This window comes from Streptomyces sp. NPDC029296, from assembly GCF_055569255.1.
Window position 1 is genome coordinate 134,391 of the sequence record NZ_JBVHXT010000021.1, and the last position, 18,905, is coordinate 153,295.

Below are 18,905 nucleotides of genomic sequence, written 5' to 3' on the forward strand. Positions count from 1 at the left end.
CGCCCCGTTTCCCGCCGCGCCGCGGGGAGCGGGGCGTCGGTCGTTCGCCACCGGGTGCCGGGGGTGTCACCTGTCCGGCTCACCGGCCGGGCCGCCGCCGCGTCGGCGGCGCACCCTGTGAGTACGCCTTCGCGGACGCGCCGTGCCGAAACCTCCCAAGGACGCGTCCGCCCGCACGACCCTCCGCTGCCCGGCCGAGGAGGTCCCCTGGTGCGCCTGTTCCGCAGCATCGCCCCGGTGACCGTGGCCCTGGGCCTCGTCCTGTCGCTGCCGTGCGACGCGCTGCCGTACGACGGGCTGCCCCACGCGCGCGTGCGGGACGGCGAGTCACCCCCGCCGGCCCGGTTCGGCGCCTCCTGCCGTACGACCGTCCGCGGCTCCCAGGTGGTGGCCTACTGCCACAACCCCTATGTCGACATCGACCGCGTGCGGCTGCACATCGAGTGCGCCCGCTGGTGGGACATCGACACCGACAGCGCCCCGGCGGACGCCTGGCCGGCCATGACCGTACGGCTCACCGGCCGGTGCTGGAAGGAGGTCCGTTCGGTGTGGATCAGCCACCAGAAGGCGCGCTGAACCGGCCCGGATCGCACAGGAACGGATAGCTCGCCGCCTCCTCGGCCGCCGCCTCGGCGTCCCCCGTGCGGATCGCGTCCACCAGGCGCGCGTGGTCCATGTGGGTCTCCGGGGTCAGCTCCGCCCCGACGTCCGCGCGCAGCCAGTCGCGCAGCACCTCGCCCAGATCGGCGTACATCGCCACCATGACGTCGTTGTGGGACGCGGCCACCACCGCCAGGTGGAAGGTGGCGTCGGCCGCCACGAAGGCCTCCGTGTCGCCCGTCTCCCACACCTCCTCGCGCCGGACCAGCAGCGCGTCCAGCTGCTTGAGGTCCTTCTCGGTGCGCCGCTCGGCGGCGAGCTTCGCCGCGGCCGACTCCAGCGTGGAGCGCAGCTCGGCGATGTGCCGCGGATCGGCGCCGGCGAAGCGGCGGTGCATCACCCCGGCCAGCTCGCTCGTGGCCACGACGTACGTGCCCGAGCCCTGGCGGATGTCCAGCAGACCGTTGTGCGCGAGCGCGCGGACGGCCTCGCGGACGGTGTTGCGGGCGACACCGAGCTGCTCGACCAGTTCCGGCTCGGTCGGGATGCGCGAGCCGACCGGCCACTCGCCGGAGGTGATCTGGTGGCGCAGTTCGGCGATGACCTGCTCGGACAGGGCCGAACGACGCGGGTGGCTCAAGGGCATGGCACACCTTCGCACGGGAGGACGGGGCGCGGAGGCTCCGGGGATGGACAGGCAATCATCCTATGATTCTATGATGGGCCTCATGGCTAGTGAGGAAACCCGGACAGTGGAGACCCGTACGGCGATGTCAGCGACCGAACGCGGTACGGCCCCCGCGACCAACACCCCCGAGACCACCCCGCGCGCGGGCCGCACGCGCGCGTGGGCCACCCGGCTGGTCGTCGTGGGCATCATGCTCTCCGCCCTGAACCTCCGGCCGGCCATCACGAGCCTCGGCGCGCTCCTCGAAGAGGTCCGCGACGGGCTCGGCATGAGCGGCAGCGTGGCCGGACTGCTCACCTCCGTGCCCCCGCTGTGCTTCGCCGTCTTCGGAGTCATGGCGCCCCGGCTGGCCCGCCGCTTCGGACCGGCCGCCGTGGTGTGCGCCGGCATGGCCGCCATCGCCGCCGGCCTGGTCATACGGCCGTACGTCGGCAACACGGCCGGCTTCCTGGCCGCCAGCGCCCTCGCCCTGATGGGCATCGCCGTCAGCAACGTCCTAATGCCGGTCATCGTCAAGCGCTGGTTCCCCGACCGGGTCGGCTCCATGACCGGCCTGTACTCGATGGCCCTCGCCGCCGGCACCTCGCTCGCCGCCGCGCTGACCGTCCCGCTCACCGACGCCATGGGCGGCGACTGGCAGTCCGGCCTCGTCGTCTGGGCGACCATCGCCGCCGCCGCCGTCCTGCCCTGGCTGCCGCTGCTCCGCGAGCGCGACGCCACCACCGCCACCGCCCAGCCGGAGGAGCCGGCACGAAACGCGGACGAGCCGCAGGCCCCGCTGCGCATCACCCGCAGCCGCACCGCCTGGTCGCTCGCCGTCTTCTTCGGCCTCCAGGCCACGGCCGCCTACATCACGATGGGCTGGATGCCGCAGATCTTCCGGGACGCCGGTGTCTCGGCCGGCACCGCCGGTGTGCTGCTCGCCGTCACCATGGTGATGGGCGTGCCGCTGGCCTTCATCATTCCCCGGGTCGCCACGCGCCTGCCCCACCAGGGGCCGATCGTCCTGGTGCTGGGCGTCTGCGGGCTCGCCGGGTACGCCGGGCTCTACCTCGCGCCGGCGGGCGGCGCCTGGGCCTGGGCCCTGCTGCTCGGCGTCTCCAACTGCGCCTTCCCGCTCGCCCTGACCATGGTCGGGATGCGCGCCCGCAGTGGTCCGGGCGTGGCCCAGCTGTCCGCGTTCGCCCAGAGCACCGGCTATCTGATCTCCATCCCCGGCCCGCTGCTGGTCGGCGTGCTCTACCAGCAGAGCGGCGGCTGGGGGCTGCCGATCGCCCTGATGGCCGCGCTGATGGTGCCGCAGATGGCGGTGGGTTTCGTGGCCGGGCGCGACCGCACGGTCGAGGACGAGGCGACGCGCTGACCCGGCCGGGGGTGCCCCGGCGCCGTCCCGGGGGCGGCGGGGTGCGAGACTGGACGCATGCAGCCTGTGCTCGACCCGAACCCGCGAAACGGCCAGAAGAAGATGCTGCTCGTCTTCGGCGCGTTCCTCGCCATCTTCGTGATCATCGCCGTGGTGGCGACCATCGCGTCCCCGTGACGACGCCCCTCCCCGGCCCCCGCGGAGCACCCGGACGCCCCGTGTCTCTCCGGGCGGATGGTGGGGCTGGCCCCCCATCCCCTAGGGGGTCAGGGTCAGGGTCAATTGGGTGGGAATCCGGATGGGTTGGCGCCCCCGGAACCCGTAGCTTCGAGGTGTGACCGCGACGGGCGGTCGCGGAACCTCGAAGACGCACGCACGGAGGCGACCATGCCGGCCCGCACCCCTTCCCGGCCCCACCCGGCGACCACGGGCGGCGTCGGCACCCGGCTGCCCTGGTGGGCGCTCGCCCTGCCCGCCCTCGCGTTCGTCGCGCTGCTCACGCTGATACTCAACCCCACGGACGCCCAGGCGGCCGGCGGCGACCCGGCGATCGCGCGGCTGCTGGAGCGCGTCCAGCAGCTGGCCGCCCGCTGACGGCAAGCGTCCGCACACCATGAATCCGCATGTCAACTCCCTGCGCCGGGTGGTCCGTTTCATGCGAAGCTGGATCTCATGAGCGTCGCAGAACCCCGCAGGATCGTCCTCTTCCGGCACGCGAAAGCCGACTGGCCCCAGGTTCCCGACCACGAGCGCCCGCTCGCCGAGCGGGGCCGCATGGACGCCCCCGTCGCCGGACGCAAGCTGGCCGACACCGGCATCGCCTTCGACCTGGCCCTGTGCTCCACGGCGACCCGCACCCGCGAGACCTGGAAGCTCGCCGTCCACGAGCTGGCGCACCGGCCGAAGACCGTCTATGAGGAGCGGGTCTACGAGGCATCGCCCGGCGAGCTGATCGCCGTGCTCAACGAGGTGCCCGACGAGGTGCGCAACGTGATCCTCATCGGTCACAACCCGGGCGTGCACGGCCTGGCCGAGATCCTGGCGGGCTCGGCCGAGGGGGACGCCCGCGCCCGGATGAACCGCCGGGGTTTCCCCGCCGCCGCCTTCGCCCTGCTCTCCTTCGACGGCCACTGGAAGGGCGTCGAGCCCGGCGTCGCCACCCTCACGGACTACTGGGCGCCCTCCGAGTGATCCGGTGCCCCGCCCGGCCGAACGCGTGGGGCCCGGCACCCGGCGGGGTGCCGGGCCCTCCCGGCGCTGCGGACGGCCGGCGGGCGGCCCGTCACGGACGGACGCGGCCCGGCCCGGCCCGGTTCAGCTCTCGTCGTGCGTGTCGGCCGCCTCGACCTCTTCCCGGGTGATCCCGAGGAGGTAGAGGACCGTGTCGAGGAAGGGGAAGTTCACCGCCGTGTGCGCCGCCTCCCGCACCACGGGCTTGGCGTTGAAGGCCACGCCCAGGCCCGCCGCGTTCAGCATGTCCAGGTCGTTGGCGCCGTCACCGATCGCCACGGTCTGCGACAGGGGCACCCCGGCCTCCGCCGCGAACCGGCGCAGCAGCCGCGCCTTGCCCGCCCGGTCCACGATCTCGCCGACGACCCGGCCGGTCAGCTTGCCGTCGACGATCTCCAGCGTGTTGGCCTGCGCGAAGTCCAGCCCCAGCCGCTCCTTGAGATCGTCGGTGACCTGGGTGAAGCCACCGGAGACGACACCCACCTGGTAGCCCAGCCGCTTCAGGGTGCGGATCAGGGTGCGGGCACCCGGCGTCAGCCGGACCTGCCGGCGCACCTCCTCCACCACCGACGCGTCCAGCCCCTTCAGCAGCGCCACCCGCGCGTGCAGGGACTGCTCGAAGTCCAGCTCCCCGCGCATCGCCGCGGCGGTCACCTCGGCGACCTGGTCCTCGCAGCCGGCGTGCGCCGCGAACAGCTCGATGACCTCGTCCTGGATCAGGGTCGAGTCCACGTCCATCACCACCAGCCGCTGGGCCCGCCGGTGCAGGCCCGCCGAGACCACCGCGACATCGACACCCAGTGCCGCGGCGTCGGAGGCCAGGGCCGTGCGCAGCGGCTCGGTCTCCACCCCGGAGACGGCGAACTCCACCGCCGTCACCGGGTACTTCGCGAGCCGGAAGATACGGTCGATGTTGCCGCCGGCCTTCGCGATCCGGGCGGCGATCGCGGCCGTCGACTCGGCGGTCAGCGGATGGCCCAGCACGGTCACCAGGGAGCGTCCGAGGCCGCGCGGACGGTTGTCGCCGTGCCCGGAGATGATCTCGGCCTGCATCTTCATCGACTCGGCCCAGCTGTGCACGGTGGCCCGCAGGTCGCCCTCCAGACCGGCCGGCGGCTGGGTCACCAGGGCGCACAGCACCAGGCGGCCCCGGGTGACGACCTGCTCGATGTCGACGACGTCGACCAGGTAGGCGGCGAGGGTGTCGAAGAGGCCCGCCGTGATGCCCGGCTGGTCCTTGCCGAAGATCTTGACAAGGAGGGTGGGGACCTCGGGGGTCTGCGAAGCGGAGGTCTGCGAAGCGCTCATGGTGTCACCACCGTATCCGGCACCCAGTGCCTCCCGCCGCCGAGGTCCGCCTGACGGACACGGAACAATCGGCGGCGTCCCGGTGTCGGGGGCCTTACCGCCGGGAGCCGGCGCGGGCACGGAGCCCGGCACCGCCGCGCCCCACCACGAGCGTGCCACGCCCCCCGCGCCTCCGCCGCCCCGTCCCAGCCGTGCTCCACGTGCGTCCGCCGCCGTCCCAGCCGTGCTCCACGTGCGTCCGCCGCCGTCCCAGCCGTGCTCCACGTGCGTCCGCCGCCATCCCAGCCGTGCCCCGCGTGCATCCGCCGCTCCACCCCAGCCGTGCCCCCGCGCATCCGCCGCCCGAGGATCACGGGGCACCGGCCCCGCCCCGCCGCGCCGAGTGGCGCGATCTCGACGCCGGTGCCGGCCCCGGCATCCTGCACCGCCCCCACCGCACGCACCCCGCCGACTCCGCAGGCACGCACCCACCGAGCCGGCCGACGCACCGACCCCGCCGCCCGGCGACCCCGCTGCCCACAGACGCCGGTGGCCCCGCTCGCCCCCCTCGCCGAGCCGGCCACCCCCCGCCCCGCTCCATCCCCCTCCACCCCCGTCACCAGGGCCAGTTGGAGCGCCCGGGCAACCCCTAGGCAAGGCCCGGGTTTCGGTCAGGGGGCCGCGCCTGGAATAGTTCCCCACGATGTTCGACATCCCTAGACTCCCCGCGACGGGGGTAATTCGGGGGACAACTCAGTGGGGCATGGAGTGCCGGAACTCGTACTGGAAACAAACGGACGGACCTGGACGCTCGATCCGTCCAGGCATTACACCCTCGGCCGCGATCCGCAGGGTGACATCGTCTTCGACGACGCCAGGGTCTCCTGGCGGCACGCCACGGTCAGCTTCAACGGCCACGGTTGGGTCGTCGAGGACCACGGCAGCACCAACGGCACGTACGTGCAGGGACGGCGGGTCCAGTACACGGAGATCGTCCCCGGCTCGTCGCTGCACCTCGGCAACGCGACCGACGGCCCGCGGCTGAACCTCTCGGCGGCCACCGCACCGGTCGGCGGCCCGGCGCCGCAGCCGCAGTCGGCGGCCCCGTACGCCGCGCAGGCCGCCGGGGCACCCGACTGGACCCAGCAGGCCCCCGCCCACCAGGCCATACCCCAGCAGGCGCCGGCCCACCAGCAGGCCGTACCGCACCAGGCCCCGGCCCAGCACCAGGCCCCGGCCCAGCACCAGGCCCCGCACGCGGCCTGGCAGCAGTCCTCCCCGTTCCCGCAGCAGCAGCCCGGGCCCGCGGAGCAGCACGTCCAGAAGATCCCCGGTGGTGGCGCGGGGGCGCCGCCGGTCCACGGCGACCGCAGCCCGACCACGTTCCACCAGTTCGCGCTCGGCCGCGTGATGCGCATCGGCCGTGCCCTGGAGAACGACCTGGTCGTCTCCGACCTCCAGGTCTCCCGGAACCACGCCGAGTTCCACGCCACGCCCGACGGCCGCTTCGAGATCCGTGACCTCGGCTCGCACAACGGCACCTACGTCAACGGCCAGCCGATCCCGAAGGGCGGCTCGGCGCTGCTCGGCCCGAGCGACATCGTCGGCGTCGGCCACTCCACCTTCCGCATCGTCGGGGACCGCCTCGAGGAGTTCGTCGACACCGGTGAGGTCTCCTTCTCGGCCCGTCACCTGACCGTCACGGTCGACGGCGGCAAGCAGATCCTCAAGGACGTCTCCTTCGGGGTCCCCGAGAAGTCGCTGATCGCCGTCATCGGCCCGTCCGGATCCGGCAAGTCCACCCTGCTCAAGGCGCTCACCGGCTACCGGCCCGCCAACCAGGGCGAGGTGCTCTACGACAACCGGAACCTGTACAAGCAGTTCGCCGAGCTGCGCCAGCGCATCGGCCTGGTGCCGCAGGACGACATCCTGCACCGCGAGCTGACCGTGAAGAAGGCCCTGAAGTACGCGGCCAAGCTGCGCTTCCCCGCCGACACCACGGCCAAGGAGCGCGACGCCCGCATCGACGAGGTGCTGCGCGAGCTGAAGCTCGACATCCACAAGGACAAGAAGGTCACCTCGCTCTCCGGCGGCCAGCGCAAGCGCGTCTCGGTCGCCCTGGAGCTGCTCACCAAGCCGTCGCTGATCTTCCTGGACGAGCCGACCTCCGGCCTCGACCCGGGCATGGACCGGGACGTCATGCAGCTGCTGCGCGGCCTCGCCGACGACGGCCGTACGGTCCTCGTGGTCACCCACTCGGTGGCCGAGCTGGCGTTGTGCGACAAGCTGCTGGTGATGGCCCCGGGCGGCGCGGTCGCCTACTTCGGCCCGCCCGAGGAGGCACTGAACTTCTTCGGCTACGACAGCTGGGCCGATGTCTTCTCCGCCTTCGAGAACTACCGCGACTACGACTGGGCGGGGCGCTGGAAGGGCTCGCAGCACTACCAGATGTACGCGGCGGAGATCGACGCCGTCGCCCCGCAGACCGGCCCCGTGCCCGTGCCGCAGGCCCTGAGGCCGCCCAAGCCGCAGAGCTGGGGCTCGCAGCTGATGACCCTCGTCCGGCGTTATGTGGCGGTCATCGCCTCCGACAAGGGCTTCCTGGCGCTGACGGTGCTGCTGCCGGCGGTCATCGGCGCGGTCAGCCTGCTGATCCAGCACGACCGCGGACTGCTGCCGAACCCGGTCAACCCCAAGACCCACCTGCCCGCCCCGAACGGCACGGCCACCACCGTCCTGCTGATCCTCGCCGTCGGCGCGTGCTTCGCGGGCGCCGCGAACTCGGTCCGCGAGTTGATCAAGGAGCGGGTGATCTACGAGCGGGAGCGCGCGACCGGCCTGTCCCGCTCGGCGTATCTGATGTCCAAGGTGGTCGTGCTCGGCGCCGTCACCATGTTCCAGGGCCTGCTGGTCGGCCTGATCGGCTTCGCCAGCCGCGAGATCCCCGGCGAGGGGCTGGTGCTCGGCGGCTCCACGCTGATCGAGCTGTGCCTGCCGATCATGGCGCTGGGCTTCACCTCGATGATGGTCGGCCTGGTGATCTCCTCGCTGGTGAAGACCGCCGAGAAGACCATGCCGCTGCTCGTGATGTTCGCGATCGTCCAGGTCGTCTTCACCGGCTGCCTGTTCACGTTGCACGGCACGCTCGGCGTGAACGAGTTCTCGTACCTGATGCCGTCCCGCTGGGCGGTGGCCGCGGCCGGCACCACGCTGGACTTCAACGCCATCGCCCCGAACACCGACGACCCGGGCAGCACCGACCCGCTGTGGGACCACGCGGCCTCGGCCTGGGGCCTGGACATGCTCGTGCTGCTCGCGCTCGGCGCGGCCTGCGGTTTCTTCGTCTCCCGCTTCCTGCGCCGCCACGAGCCGGAGGTCATGCGCAAGTAACCGCGCCCGTACGACGCCGAAGGGCGGCACCCCGAGATCGGGGTGCCGCCCTTCGGCGCTCGCGTCGCTGAGGTCCGCGCCAGGCCTCAGTACGCGCTGTTGACGTTGTCGATCGAGCCGTACCGGTGGGCCGCGTAGTTCGCGGCGGCGGTGATGTTGGCGACCGGGTCGTAGATGTTCCAGGACGTGCCGGCCACGTGGTACGCGCTGAAGGTCGGCGGGATGACCTGGAGCAGGCCCTTGGACGGGATGCCGTTGACGGCGTTGATGTCCCAGTTGTTGATGGCGAGGGGGTTGCCGGAGGACTCCCGCATGATGTTGCGGTGCAGCCCGTTGTAGCTGCCCGGGATGCCCTTGGCCTTCATGATGGACAGGGCCTGCCGGATCCAGCCGTCGAGGCTGTTGGAGTACGTCTTGGCGGCGACCGGCCGCATGGGCAGACGCGCGGTGGAGCGGGTGGCGGCTTGCACGGCGGAGTGCTGCCGGGCGGCCTTCGCGGCGGCGTCCCGCTTCTGCGCGGCGGCCTTGTCGGCGGCGGAGTCGTCGGCCTTCTTCCGCGCCGCGAAGGTGTCGAGCTTGACGCTGGTGGCGGCGAGCCGGCCGGTGACGGTGCCCTTGACGTTCTCCAGGACGGTGTCGGAGGCGACCTGCGCGGTCGCGGCCGGGGCGCCCGTGGTGACGGTGTCCTCGTGGCCGGCGGTGGCCGACAGGGCGACGGCGGCGGTGCCGAACGCGGCGACACCGGCGACGGCGGCGATCTTTCGCTGCTTGGCCAGCGTACGACTATGAGCTCGGGCGAGGATGTTCTTGGGCATGGCTGATGGACCTCTTCGATAGCGCGGAGGTCGCTCCTGCGTCCGCCGGGGGAATCGGCTCCTCCCGCACGAACGCCGCGGTGCGAATCCGCGGCGCTGAGCGACGAGGCAATTCTTAGCGGGCGCGAAATGCCCAGGCAAAGGTGTGACATACGATCCGGGATAGTGGATCAGGGAAGAGCAAAATAGGACAGACGGGGCCGTCGATCCCGTTCATGTGGACGGGACCATCTCCTATGCGCTTTCGTACGTGATGTAGGCCCTATGCGCGGGCTCACATGGAATACCGAGGGCTCTCACGGCCGGTTGCCGTCGCGACGCACAGCGTGAGGACTCTCCTCCCCCAGGACGAGACGGCCCGCGCCGGCCTCGTCCCCTGGGCAGAGCCCGCTGCGCGCCCCCTCCCGCGCCCGGCGGAGCCCGGCCCCGCCACCTCTGTCCTCGCGGGCGCGGTACGCACGTGCGCGCGTACGCGTGTGCCCCCCTCTCCCACCCCGGCCCGCCCGGGTCCTCCGCCCGCCCTAGGACCAGCGGACCAGACTCCGCCGGCACCGGGCCGATCCGGGCTGTCGGACCCCGCCGGTACCGTGAGGCCATGAGTCAAGGCCCCCGGTCCGGCCTCGCCGCGGTGAGTTCCGCGCTGCTGGCCATGAGCAGGCATCTGGAGGTGCGCGACGTCCTCAAGACGATCGTCGCCTCCGCCCGCGAACTGCTCGACGCGCAGTACGCCGCCCTCGGCGTCCCCGACGACCACGGTGGCTTCGCCCAGTTCGTCGTGGACGGCGTCAGCGAGGAGCAGTGGCGTGCCATCGGCCCGCTCCCGCGCCAGCACGGCATCCTCGCCGCGATGCTGCACGAGGCGAAGGCCGAGCGCCTCGCGGACGTGCGCAAGGACCCCCGCTTCGAGGGCTGGCCGCAGGCCCACCCCGACCTGGCCGACTTCCTGGGCCTGCCGATCAGGGACGGCGAGGAGGTCATCGGGGCGCTCTTCCTCGCCAACAAGCGCTGCCCCAGGCCGGAGGGCGGCTGCGGCTTCACCCAGGAGGACGAGGAACTGCTCTCCATCCTCGCCCAGCACGCCGCCATCGCCCTCACCAACGCCCGCCTCTACGAACGCAGCCGCGAACTGACCATCGCCGAGGAACGCTCCCGCCTCGCCCACGAACTGCACGACGCGGTCAGCCAGAAACTGTTCTCGCTGCGCCTGACCGCCCAGGCCGCGGCGGCGCTCGTCGACCGCGACCCCGCCCGCGCCAAGGGAGAGCTGCACCAGGTGGCCTCGCTCGCCGCCGAGGCCGCCGACGAGCTGCGCGCCGCCGTCGTGGAGTTGCGGCCCGCGGCGTTGGAGGAGGACGGGCTGATCGCCACCCTGCGCACCCAGATACAGGTCCTCGACCGCGCCCACTCGGCCCGCGTGACCTTCGCCGGCAGCGGCTTCCGCGCCCTGCCCGCGGCCCAGGAGGAGGCCATGCTCCGGGTCGCCCAGGAGGCCCTGCACAACGCCCTGCGGCACTCCGGCGCGGCACATGTCCACGTCAGCGTGGGGCGGCACGGCAACGGCGCCGTCCTGCGCGTCACCGACGACGGCGGCGGCTTCGACCCCACGGCGGTCCGCCGCGCCGGCCGCCACCTCGGCCTGGTCTCCATGCGGGACCGGACCAGTGGCGTCGGCGGCTCGCTGACCGTGGAATCGGCGCCCGGCAAGGGCACCACGATCGAGATGGAGGTCCCCGGTGGATGAACCGATCAAGGTGCTGCTGGTCGACGACCACCAGGTCGTCCGCCGGGGCCTGCGCACCTTCCTGGAGGTCCAGGACGACATAGAGGTCGTCGGCGAGGCCGCCGACGGCGCCGAGGGAGTCGCCCGCGCCGAGGAGCTGCGGCCCGACGTCGTCCTCATGGACATCAAGATGCCGGGCACGGACGGCATCGAGGCGCTGCGCAGACTGCGCGGACTCGGCCACCCCGCGCGCGTGCTGATCGTCACGAGCTTCACCGAGCAGCGCACGGTCGTCCCCGCCCTGCGCGCGGGGGCCGCCGGGTACGTCTACAAGGACGTGGACCCCGACGCCCTCGCCGGCGCCATCCGCTCCGTGCACGCCGGGCACGTCCTGCTCCAGCCGGAGGTCGCCGACGCCCTGCTCTCCCACGAGGAGTCGGGTGGCGGGCAGGGCAGGGGAGGGGCGTTGACCGAACGGGAGCGCGAGGTGCTCGGCCTGATCGCGGACGGCCGCTCCAACCGGGAGATAGCCCGCGCCCTCGTCCTGTCCGAGAAGACCGTCAAGACGCACGTCTCCAACATCCTGATGAAACTGGACCTCGCCGACCGCACCCAGGCCGCGCTGTGGGCCGTACGCCACGGCGTGGCCGACTGACACGCCCCGGCCGGTCCTCGCCCACGGCTACACGGAGCGTCACCAACCGGGCTGAGATTCATACCGTCGTGGGAATGTCACCCGGATGGCGCATCCTCCGGTGATCGCCGCCGTTCTCCAGGGCGTGCCGCGGTGATCGCCGCGGGGAACACCACAGGAGGGGCAGACAGTGAAGAACCTGAAGAAGGCAGCGGCCGTGACGATGGTGGCGGGTGGCCTGGTGGCCGCCGGCGCGGGCCTCGCCTCCGCCCAGAGCGGCGCCGTCGGCGCGGCCGCCGGCTCCCCGGGCGTCGCCTCGGGCAACGTCGCCCAGGTGCCGGTGCACGTCCCGGTGAACGCGGTCGGCAACAGCGTGAACGTCATCGGCGTGCTGAACCCGGCCTTCGGCAACCTCGGCCTCAACCACTGAGCCGGACCGCGAAGCGACCCCAGGCCTCCCGGACCGCCGGGAGGCCTGCCGGCCCCTCCGCCGGACGCGGCTAGCGCGCCCCGCGCTCCCGCTCCTCCACATACGCGTTGTACGCCGCCACCTGCGCCCGCCGCGCCGTCCGCTCCACCGGCCTGAGCGCCTCGGCCCGCGCCCGCATCTCCGCGGAGCTGACCGCGGCCCCGTGCCCGTTGCCGTACGCCAGCGACACCAGCAGCCCCACCCGCTGCGCCAGCTCCAGCACCCGCACCGCCCGCGGCGGATACCCCGACGCCAGCACCTCCCGGCCCCGCTCGGCCCGCGCCCGGTACGCGTCGATCGCCGCCTCGGCCACCGGCCCCGACCCCGCGACGTCCAGCTTCGACAGCACCTCGGTCGCCTCCCGCAGTGCTTCGGCCAGCTCCCGCTCGGCCTCGCCCAGCGACGGCACGTCGGCCGGCGGCGCCTCGCGCACCGGCAGCACCCGCCAGACCACCTCCACGTGCACATCGCCCTCGGACCCGGCCTCGTGCACCTCCGGCACCAGCCCGAACGCGGCACCGTGACAGACCACCGCCTCCTCGGCCTCCAGCGCCCGCGCGTTGAACTCCGGCGGACCGCTCAGCCCCAGCGGATGCCCCGGCGCGGGCAACGCCACCCGCAGCCCGCCCACCCCCAGCGCGCGCAGCCGCCCCAGCGCGAGCGTCAGCCCGACCGGCGCCGGCTCACCGGGCAGCCCCTCCACCCGGTGCACCGCGTCCTCGCCCACGATGGCGAGGGCGGCGTCGTCCGGAGCGACAAGTCCGGCCAAAAGGGCATTGCCCCAAGCTGCGAGGCGTCCTGAACGCGGTTCCGAGAGCATGCCCCCACCCTAAGGACCGGACCGATGGAATGGAGCGGGGCACTCGTGGCGTAGATTTCATAAGGGCTGCGCCCACCGGCGCGGGACCCCAGCCACAGGCGTACGCGACAGCCGAGACCGGCCACACTGCAAGGGGAGACAACGCGCTCATGAGCGATGTTCTGGAGCTTCAGGACGTATCCGTGGTCCGCGAGGGCCGGGCTCTGGTGGACCAGGTCTCCTGGTCGGTGAAGGAGGGCGAGCGCTGGGTCATCCTCGGCCCCAACGGCGCCGGCAAGACCACCCTCCTGAACGTCGCCTCCAGCTACCTCTACCCCAGCACCGGCACCGCCACCATCCTCGGCGAGACCCTCGGCAAGCCCGGCACCGACGTCTTCGAGCTGCGCCCCCGCATCGGCATGGCCGGCATGGCCATGGCCGACAAGCTCCCCAAGCGCCAGACCGTCCTGCAGACCGTCCTCACCGCCGCCTACGGCATGACCGCCGGCTGGCAGGAGGAGTACGAGGACGTCGACGAGCAGCGCGCCCGCGCCTTCCTCGACCGCCTCGGCATGAGCGACTACCTGGACCGCAGGTTCGGCACCCTCTCCGAGGGCGAGCGCAAGCGCACCCTGATCGCCCGCGCCCTGATGACCGACCCCGAGCTGCTCCTGCTGGACGAGCCCGCCGCCGGCCTCGACCTCGGCGGCCGCGAGGACCTGGTCCGCCGCCTCGGCCGGCTCGCCCGCGACCCCATCGCCCCCTCGATGATCATGGTCACGCACCACGTCGAGGAGATCGCCCCCGGCTTCACCCACGTCCTCATGATCCGCCAGGGCAAGGTCCTCGCCGCCGGCCCCGTCGAGCTGGAACTGACCTCCCGCAACCTCTCCCTGTGCTTCGGCCTCCCGCTCGTGGTGGAGCGGGTCGGCGACCGCTGGACCGCCCAGGGCCTGCCCCTGTCCTGACCCCGCCGCTCCCCCCTGCGCGCCCTGTCCGCCGCCCGGCCACGGCCCTACCATGACCATGTGAACATCGACGCATGGGTGTGGTGGCTCGTCGGCGCGGCGGCACTCGGGATCCCGCTCGTGGTCACCGCCATGCCGGAGTTCGGCATGCTCGCGGTGGGAGCCGTCGCGGCGGCGGTCGTCTCCGCCCTCGGCTTGGACGCCGTCATCCAGGTCCTCGCGTTCGTCGTCGTCTCCGTCGCCCTCATCGCCGTCGTCCGGCCCATCGCCGCCCGGCACGGCCGGCAGCGCCCCCAACTCGCCACCGGCGTGGAGGCCCTGAAGGGCAGACAGGCCGTCGTCCTCGAACGGGTCGACGCCGCCGGCGGGCGGATCAAGCTCGCCGGAGAGGTCTGGTCGGCCCGTGCCCTCGACACCGGCCGCGCCTACGAAGTCGGCCAGGAGGTGGACGTCGTGGACATCGAGGGGGCCACCGCGATCGTCCTGTGAGGACAACTCACCGGGAACGGCTCACGAGTTGCCCCGCGGTCTGACAGACTCGACCAGCAAGATCCTCAACAGTCATGAGATCTGCCGAAGGCGCCGAGGCGGAGAAGGGTACGGGGAGCGACGATGGAACCGGTCATCATCGTCCTGATCATCCTGGTGGTGTTGGTCTTCATCGCCCTGATCAAGACGATCCAAGTCATCCCACAGGCCAGCGCCGCCATCGTCGAGCGCTTCGGCCGCTACACACGGACGCTGAACGCGGGCCTCAACATCGTCGTCCCGTTCATCGACACCATCCGCAACCGCATCGACCTGCGAGAACAGGTCGTACCATTCCCGCCGCAGCCGGTGATCACCCAGGACAACCTGGTCGTGAACATCGACACGGTCATCTACTACCAGGTCACCGACGCCCGGGCCGCCACCTACGAGGTCGCCAGCTACATCCAGGCGATCGAGCAGCTCACCGTCACCACGCTGCGCAACATCATCGGCGGCATGGACCTCGAACGGACCCTGACCTCCCGCGAGGAGATCAACGCCGCCCTGCGCGGCGTCCTGGACGAGGCCACCGGCAAGTGGGGCATCCGCGTCAACCGCGTCGAACTGAAGGCCATCGAGCCGCCCACCTCCATCCAGGACTCGATGGAGAAGCAGATGCGCGCCGACCGGGACAAGCGCGCCGCGATCCTCCAGGCCGAAGGTGTCCGGCAGTCCGAGATCCTGCGCGCCGAGGGCGAGAAGCAGTCCCAGATCCTGCGCGCCGAGGGCGAGGCCAAGGCCGCCGCCCTGCGCGCCGAGGGCGAGGCGCAGGCCGTCCGCACGGTCTTCGAGGCCATCCACGCCGGCGACCCGGACCAGAAGCTGCTGTCCTACCAGTACCTCCAGATGCTCCCCAAGATCGCCGAGGGCGACGCCAACAAGCTCTGGATCGTCCCCAGCGAAATCGGCGACGCCCTCAAGGGCCTCTCCGGAGCCATGGGCAACTTCGGCTCCCTGGGCGGCGGTTCGGGCGGCAGCGGCTCCAACGGCGGCACGGAACGCCGCGAGAAGCCCTCGATCGACTGAACCACGTCCACCCCGCGCCCCGAACCGGGCGCGGGGAACCGTGCTCCACCGGAACCAGCCCTCGGCCGCCGACGGACAGCACCCGGCGGACGCCTAGGCGGCATCCCGGGCGAGCCACTCGGGAAGCGCGGCGAAGTCCTCCTGCCCCAGCGAGAGCAACATGGCATCGGCCGGCGTGGGCTCGAACGGCTGCCGCAGCAGCGTCATCCCGGCCTCCTCCGGAGTCCGGTTCGCCTTGCGGTGATTGTCCTCCGCGCACGCGGCCACCGTGTTGAGCCACGTGTCCTGCCCGCCCTGCGCCCGCGGCACCACATGGTCCACGGTCGTGGCCCGGCGCCCGCAGTACGCGCACCGGTGCCGGTCCCGCACCAGCACCCCCCGCCGCGACCATGGCGCTCGTCTTCGGAACGGCACCCGTACATACCGGCACAGCCGGATCACCCGGGGCGCGGGTATGTCCACATCCGCGCCGCGCATGCGCAGTTCGGGGTGGGCCTGCTCGACCACGGCCTTGTCCTGGAGGACCAGGACCACGGCTCGGTTCAGGGACACCGTCGACAGCGGCTCGAAACTCGCGTTCAGGACCAACGTGTCACGCATCCAGCCCACCTCCCGTGTGCGCCTGCCCACCCCCCGGCGGGCTCGGATCAACTCTGGACGGGCGCGCCGAGATGGACAACGCAATAAAAAATGCCCGCCTCCGATCACTTCCAAGACAGGAGGCGGGCAAACGTTCAGTGAACGCCGAACCGGATCGCGGTACGGGGCTCAGCCCTCCGCGGGGTTCTCGTACTCACCGATCAGCTGGGCGCGCGCGATGGTGTGGAACCGGAGGTTGAAGCCGACGAAGGCCGGCGAGGCATCCGCGTCCGGACCCAGCTTCTCCTGGTCCACCGCGTACACCGTGAAGACGTACCGGTGCGGACCGTCCCCGGGCGGCGGAGCGGCACCGCCGAAATCCCTCGTCCCGTAGTCGTTCCGCGCGTGCACGGCACCCTCGGGCAGCCCCTCGAAGGACCCGCCGCCCGCACCCGCCGGCAGCTCGGTCACCGAGGCCGGGATGTCGAACAGGACCCAGTGCCAGAACCCGCTGCCGGTCGGCGCGTCCGGGTCGTAGCAGGTCACGGCGAAGCTCTTCGTCTCCGGCGGGAAGCCCTCCCAGCGCAGGTGCGGCGAGGTGTTGCCCTCCGCGTACACCTGGGCGCCCGCGAGCGTGGCCCCCTCCTCGACGTCCTCGCTCGTCACCGTGAACGACGGAACGGGCGGATGGAAGTCATGGGGGAGCGGCCGCCGCTTGAGCTCGGTCACCTCGGTACCTCCTGATCGATGATCTGCAACCAGCGGTTCCGAGCCTAGAACCAGTTGCGCTTGCTGCCGACCTCGGACAGCCACTGGTTGAGGTACGCCGCCCAGTCGGTCCCCTGCCAGTCGTTCAGGCCCACCTGGAAGGACCGGTAGGTGTCCGAGCCCTCGCTGAACAGACCCGGCTTCTTGTCCATCTCCAGCACGACGTCCATGGCGTGCTCGTCCGCCACGAAGCTCAGCTCCACCTGGTTCAGCCCCCGGTACTGCGCCGGCGGGAAGAACTCGATCTCCTGGTAGAACGGCAGCTTCTGCCGCGTACCCCGGATGAGGCCGCGCTCCATGTCCGCGCTCTTGAACCGGAAGCCCAGCTGGACGAAGCCGTCCAGGATCGCCTTCTGCGCCGGCAGCGGGTGCACGTTGATCGGGTCCAGGTCGCCGGAGTCCACGGCCCGCGCGATCGCCAGCTCGGTGGTCACACCGATGTGCATCCCGTGCAGCGCCTGCCCGTCGATCATGGTGATGGGCGTCTCCCAGGGGATCTCCAGTCCGAACGGCACCGCGTGCACCGCACCCGCCTGGAGCTCGAAGGCGCCACCGAGCCGCACCTTCGTGAACTCGATGTCCTGCTTGTACTCCTGGTCGCCGCTCTCCACCTCCACCTTGGCCTGCAGCCCGACGGACAGCCCCTCGATGGTCTGGTTCACCGACCCGCCCTGGATCCGCACCTCGCCCTGGACGACACCGCCCGGCACGACGTTGCCCTCGGTCAGCACCGTCTCGACCGACGCGCCGCCGGCCCCCAGGCTCGCGAGCAGCTTCTTGAACGCCATGGCACTCCCTTAACGAATGGACCCTCGACCGGTACGAACGCGATCCGCCCGGGACCGGTTCCGTCGGCCCCGTACGCCCTCTGGACTACCCTCGGAGGGCATGATCGCGCCCCCGGACCGTACGCCACTGCCCCGCACCTTCTTCGACCGCCCGGTTCTGGAGGTCGCCCCGGACCTCCTCGGCCGCATCCTGGTCCGGGCCACCCCCGACGGCCCGATCGCCGTCCGCCTCACCGAGGTGGAGGCCTACGACGGCCCGAACGACCCCGGCTCGCACGCCTACCGGGGCCGCACCGCCCGCAACGCCGTGATGTTCGGCGAGCCCGGACACGTGTACGTCTACTTCACCTACGGCATGTGGCACTGCATGAACCTGGTCTGCGGACCCGAGGGCCGGGCCAGCGCCGTCCTGCTGCGCGCCGGTGAGGTGGTGGAGGGCGCCGAGCTGGCCCGCAAGCGACGCCTTTCGGCCAGGAACGACAAGGAACTGGCCAAGGGACCCGCCCGCCTCGCGACGGCCCTCGGCGTCGACCGGGCCCTGGACGGCACGGACGCCTGCGCCCCGAACGAGACCCCGCTGCGGATACTGACCGGCACACCGGTCCCCTCCGACCAGGTACGCAGCGGCCCCCGCACCGGCGTCGCGGGCGAGGGCGGCGACGGCGACCTCCACCCCTGGCGCTACTGGGTGGCGGACGACCCCACCGTCAGTCCCTACCGGGCCCACGTGCCGAGGCGCCGCCGGGGTTGACGCGGCGGGCCGAGGTGCGTAATGTGGCCCGAGCCGCTGAACCGGGTACGGCGTATGCCTGCAGCCGGAGCGGCCAACCCACTACCTAGCTCCACCCCCTCAGACGGGGTCGTTTCCGGCGCGCTCGCGCGCCCGAATTCGAACTCGCGAGACTCGATTATGAGACTCCGAGGGAATCGGCTAACGTAGTGAATGTCGAAAGGGCGGACGGCGAAAGCCGAAAGCCCCGAGACAATCCCGCCGACAGGGAATCGGACGCCGAAAGGATCTGATAGAGTCGGAACCGCCGGAAAGGGAAACGCGAGAGCGAGAACCTGGAAAGCACCGAGGAAATCGGATCGAGAAAAGATCTGATAGAGTCGGAAACGCAAGACCGAAGGGAAGCGCCCGGAGGAAAGCCCGACAGGGTGAGTACAAAGGAAGCGACCGTTCCTTGAGAACTCAACAGCGTGCCAAAAGTCAACGCCAGATATGTTGATACCCCGTCTCCGGTCATCAC

20 protein-coding genes are annotated in these 18,905 nt (G+C 71.8%); 13 read left to right on the plus strand and 7 right to left on the minus strand.

Annotated elements, in window-relative coordinates; genetic code table 11:
• Positions 1-210 precede the first annotated feature (210 nt).
• Positions 211-576: a hypothetical protein gene (locus tag ACZ4W9_RS20105; protein WP_467937538.1), complete on the plus strand. Its 366-nt coding sequence runs from the start codon at positions 211-213 to the stop codon at positions 574-576.
• Here the strand turns inward: ACZ4W9_RS20105 and ACZ4W9_RS20110 are convergent.
• On the minus strand, positions 554-1,246 hold the full coding sequence (locus ACZ4W9_RS20110; protein ID WP_467937540.1) for a FadR/GntR family transcriptional regulator: 693 nt from the start codon (positions 1,244-1,246) through the stop codon (positions 554-556). The genes ACZ4W9_RS20105 and ACZ4W9_RS20110 overlap by 23 nt on opposite strands.
• 82 nt (positions 1,247-1,328) lie before the next feature.
• Between ACZ4W9_RS20110 and ACZ4W9_RS20115 the strand changes: the two genes are divergently transcribed.
• From ACZ4W9_RS20115 to ACZ4W9_RS20130, 4 genes are all read left to right on the plus strand, one after another.
• Positions 1,329-2,651 (plus strand): CynX/NimT family MFS transporter, encoded by a 1,323-nt coding sequence (locus ACZ4W9_RS20115; RefSeq protein WP_467937542.1) that lies wholly within the window; start codon positions 1,329-1,331, stop codon positions 2,649-2,651.
• A 57-nt stretch (positions 2,652-2,708) separates the two neighbouring features.
• Entirely contained in the window at positions 2,709-2,828 is a 120-nt protein-coding gene (locus ACZ4W9_RS20120) for an SGM_5486 family transporter-associated protein (RefSeq protein WP_467937544.1), read from the plus strand.
• A gap of 210 nt (positions 2,829-3,038) precedes the next feature.
• A complete protein-coding gene (locus tag ACZ4W9_RS20125) occupies positions 3,039-3,245 on the plus strand; it encodes a hypothetical protein (RefSeq protein WP_467937546.1) in 207 nt (68 codons plus the stop codon).
• Between the two features lie 78 nt (positions 3,246-3,323).
• Entirely contained in the window at positions 3,324-3,842 is a 519-nt protein-coding gene (locus ACZ4W9_RS20130) for a SixA phosphatase family protein (protein ID WP_467937548.1), read from the plus strand.
• Between the two features lie 123 nt (positions 3,843-3,965).
• Here ACZ4W9_RS20130 and serB read toward each other — a convergent pair whose 3' ends face one another.
• Positions 3,966-5,189 carry a phosphoserine phosphatase SerB gene (gene serB / locus ACZ4W9_RS20135; RefSeq protein ID WP_467937550.1) on the minus strand — a complete coding sequence of 408 codons (1,224 nt, stop codon included), beginning with the start codon at positions 5,187-5,189 and terminating at the stop codon, positions 3,966-3,968.
• Positions 5,190-5,936: 747 nt separating this feature from the next.
• Between serB and ACZ4W9_RS20140 the strand changes: the two genes are divergently transcribed.
• Positions 5,937-8,558 carry an FHA domain-containing protein gene (locus ACZ4W9_RS20140; RefSeq protein ID WP_467937552.1) on the plus strand — a complete coding sequence of 874 codons (2,622 nt, stop codon included), beginning with the start codon at positions 5,937-5,939 and terminating at the stop codon, positions 8,556-8,558.
• A gap of 86 nt (positions 8,559-8,644) precedes the next feature.
• Here ACZ4W9_RS20140 and ACZ4W9_RS20145 read toward each other — a convergent pair whose 3' ends face one another.
• On the minus strand, positions 8,645-9,373 hold the full coding sequence (locus ACZ4W9_RS20145) for a transglycosylase SLT domain-containing protein (protein ID WP_467937554.1): 729 nt from the start codon (positions 9,371-9,373) through the stop codon (positions 8,645-8,647).
• 595 nt (positions 9,374-9,968) lie between these two features.
• Here ACZ4W9_RS20145 and ACZ4W9_RS20150 point away from each other — a divergent pair.
• The 3 genes from ACZ4W9_RS20150 (at position 9,969) to ACZ4W9_RS20160 (ending at position 12,157) form a co-directional block, all read left to right on the plus strand.
• Positions 9,969-11,114 (plus strand): GAF domain-containing sensor histidine kinase, encoded by a 1,146-nt coding sequence (locus ACZ4W9_RS20150; protein WP_467937556.1) that lies wholly within the window; start codon positions 9,969-9,971, stop codon positions 11,112-11,114.
• The gene (locus ACZ4W9_RS20155) at positions 11,107-11,748 is read left to right on the plus strand and encodes a response regulator (RefSeq protein ID WP_467937558.1); all 642 of its coding nucleotides are present in this window, start codon (positions 11,107-11,109) and stop codon (positions 11,746-11,748) included. The genes ACZ4W9_RS20150 and ACZ4W9_RS20155 overlap by 8 nt, the downstream gene beginning before the upstream one ends.
• Before the next feature lie 169 nt (positions 11,749-11,917).
• A complete protein-coding gene (locus ACZ4W9_RS20160) occupies positions 11,918-12,157 on the plus strand; it encodes a chaplin (RefSeq protein ID WP_467937560.1) in 240 nt (79 codons plus the stop codon).
• Between the two features lie 70 nt (positions 12,158-12,227).
• Here the strand turns inward: ACZ4W9_RS20160 and ACZ4W9_RS20165 are convergent, their stop codons facing one another.
• Positions 12,228-13,016, minus strand: a complete 789-nt coding sequence (locus ACZ4W9_RS20165) for a hypothetical protein (protein WP_467937562.1) — start codon at positions 13,014-13,016, stop codon at positions 12,228-12,230.
• Between the two features lie 149 nt (positions 13,017-13,165).
• On the opposite strand from ACZ4W9_RS20165, the gene ACZ4W9_RS20170 reads away from it, so the two are divergent.
• The 3 genes from ACZ4W9_RS20170 to ACZ4W9_RS20180 all read left to right on the plus strand — a co-directional run bounded on the left by ACZ4W9_RS20170 (position 13,166) and on the right by ACZ4W9_RS20180 (position 15,520).
• Complete coding sequence (locus ACZ4W9_RS20170; protein WP_467937564.1) at positions 13,166-13,963, plus strand: ABC transporter ATP-binding protein; 798 nt, start codon at positions 13,166-13,168, stop codon at positions 13,961-13,963.
• Positions 13,964-14,023: 60 nt separating this feature from the next.
• Positions 14,024-14,452: an NfeD family protein gene (locus ACZ4W9_RS20175; RefSeq protein ID WP_467937566.1), complete on the plus strand. Its 429-nt coding sequence runs from the start codon at positions 14,024-14,026 to the stop codon at positions 14,450-14,452.
• 123 nt (positions 14,453-14,575) lie between these two features.
• Positions 14,576-15,520, plus strand: a complete 945-nt coding sequence (locus tag ACZ4W9_RS20180; protein WP_467937568.1) for an SPFH domain-containing protein — start codon at positions 14,576-14,578, stop codon at positions 15,518-15,520.
• 93 nt (positions 15,521-15,613) lie between these two features.
• Here ACZ4W9_RS20180 and ACZ4W9_RS20185 read toward each other — a convergent pair whose 3' ends face one another.
• The 3 genes from ACZ4W9_RS20185 to ACZ4W9_RS20195 all read right to left on the minus strand — a co-directional run bounded on the left by ACZ4W9_RS20185 (position 15,614) and on the right by ACZ4W9_RS20195 (position 17,655).
• Positions 15,614-16,120 carry an HNH endonuclease gene (locus ACZ4W9_RS20185; RefSeq protein WP_467937570.1) on the minus strand — a complete coding sequence of 169 codons (507 nt, stop codon included), beginning with the start codon at positions 16,118-16,120 and terminating at the stop codon, positions 15,614-15,616.
• 168 nt (positions 16,121-16,288) lie between these two features.
• A complete protein-coding gene (locus ACZ4W9_RS20190; protein ID WP_467937572.1) occupies positions 16,289-16,828 on the minus strand; it encodes a YbhB/YbcL family Raf kinase inhibitor-like protein in 540 nt (179 codons plus the stop codon).
• 44 nt (positions 16,829-16,872) lie between these two features.
• Positions 16,873-17,655 carry a sporulation protein gene (locus ACZ4W9_RS20195; RefSeq protein ID WP_467937574.1) on the minus strand — a complete coding sequence of 261 codons (783 nt, stop codon included), beginning with the start codon at positions 17,653-17,655 and terminating at the stop codon, positions 16,873-16,875.
• Between the two features lie 100 nt (positions 17,656-17,755).
• Between ACZ4W9_RS20195 and ACZ4W9_RS20200 the strand changes: the two genes are divergently transcribed.
• On the plus strand, positions 17,756-18,406 hold the full coding sequence (locus ACZ4W9_RS20200) for a DNA-3-methyladenine glycosylase (protein WP_467937576.1): 651 nt from the start codon (positions 17,756-17,758) through the stop codon (positions 18,404-18,406).
• Positions 18,407-18,905 lie beyond the last annotated feature (499 nt).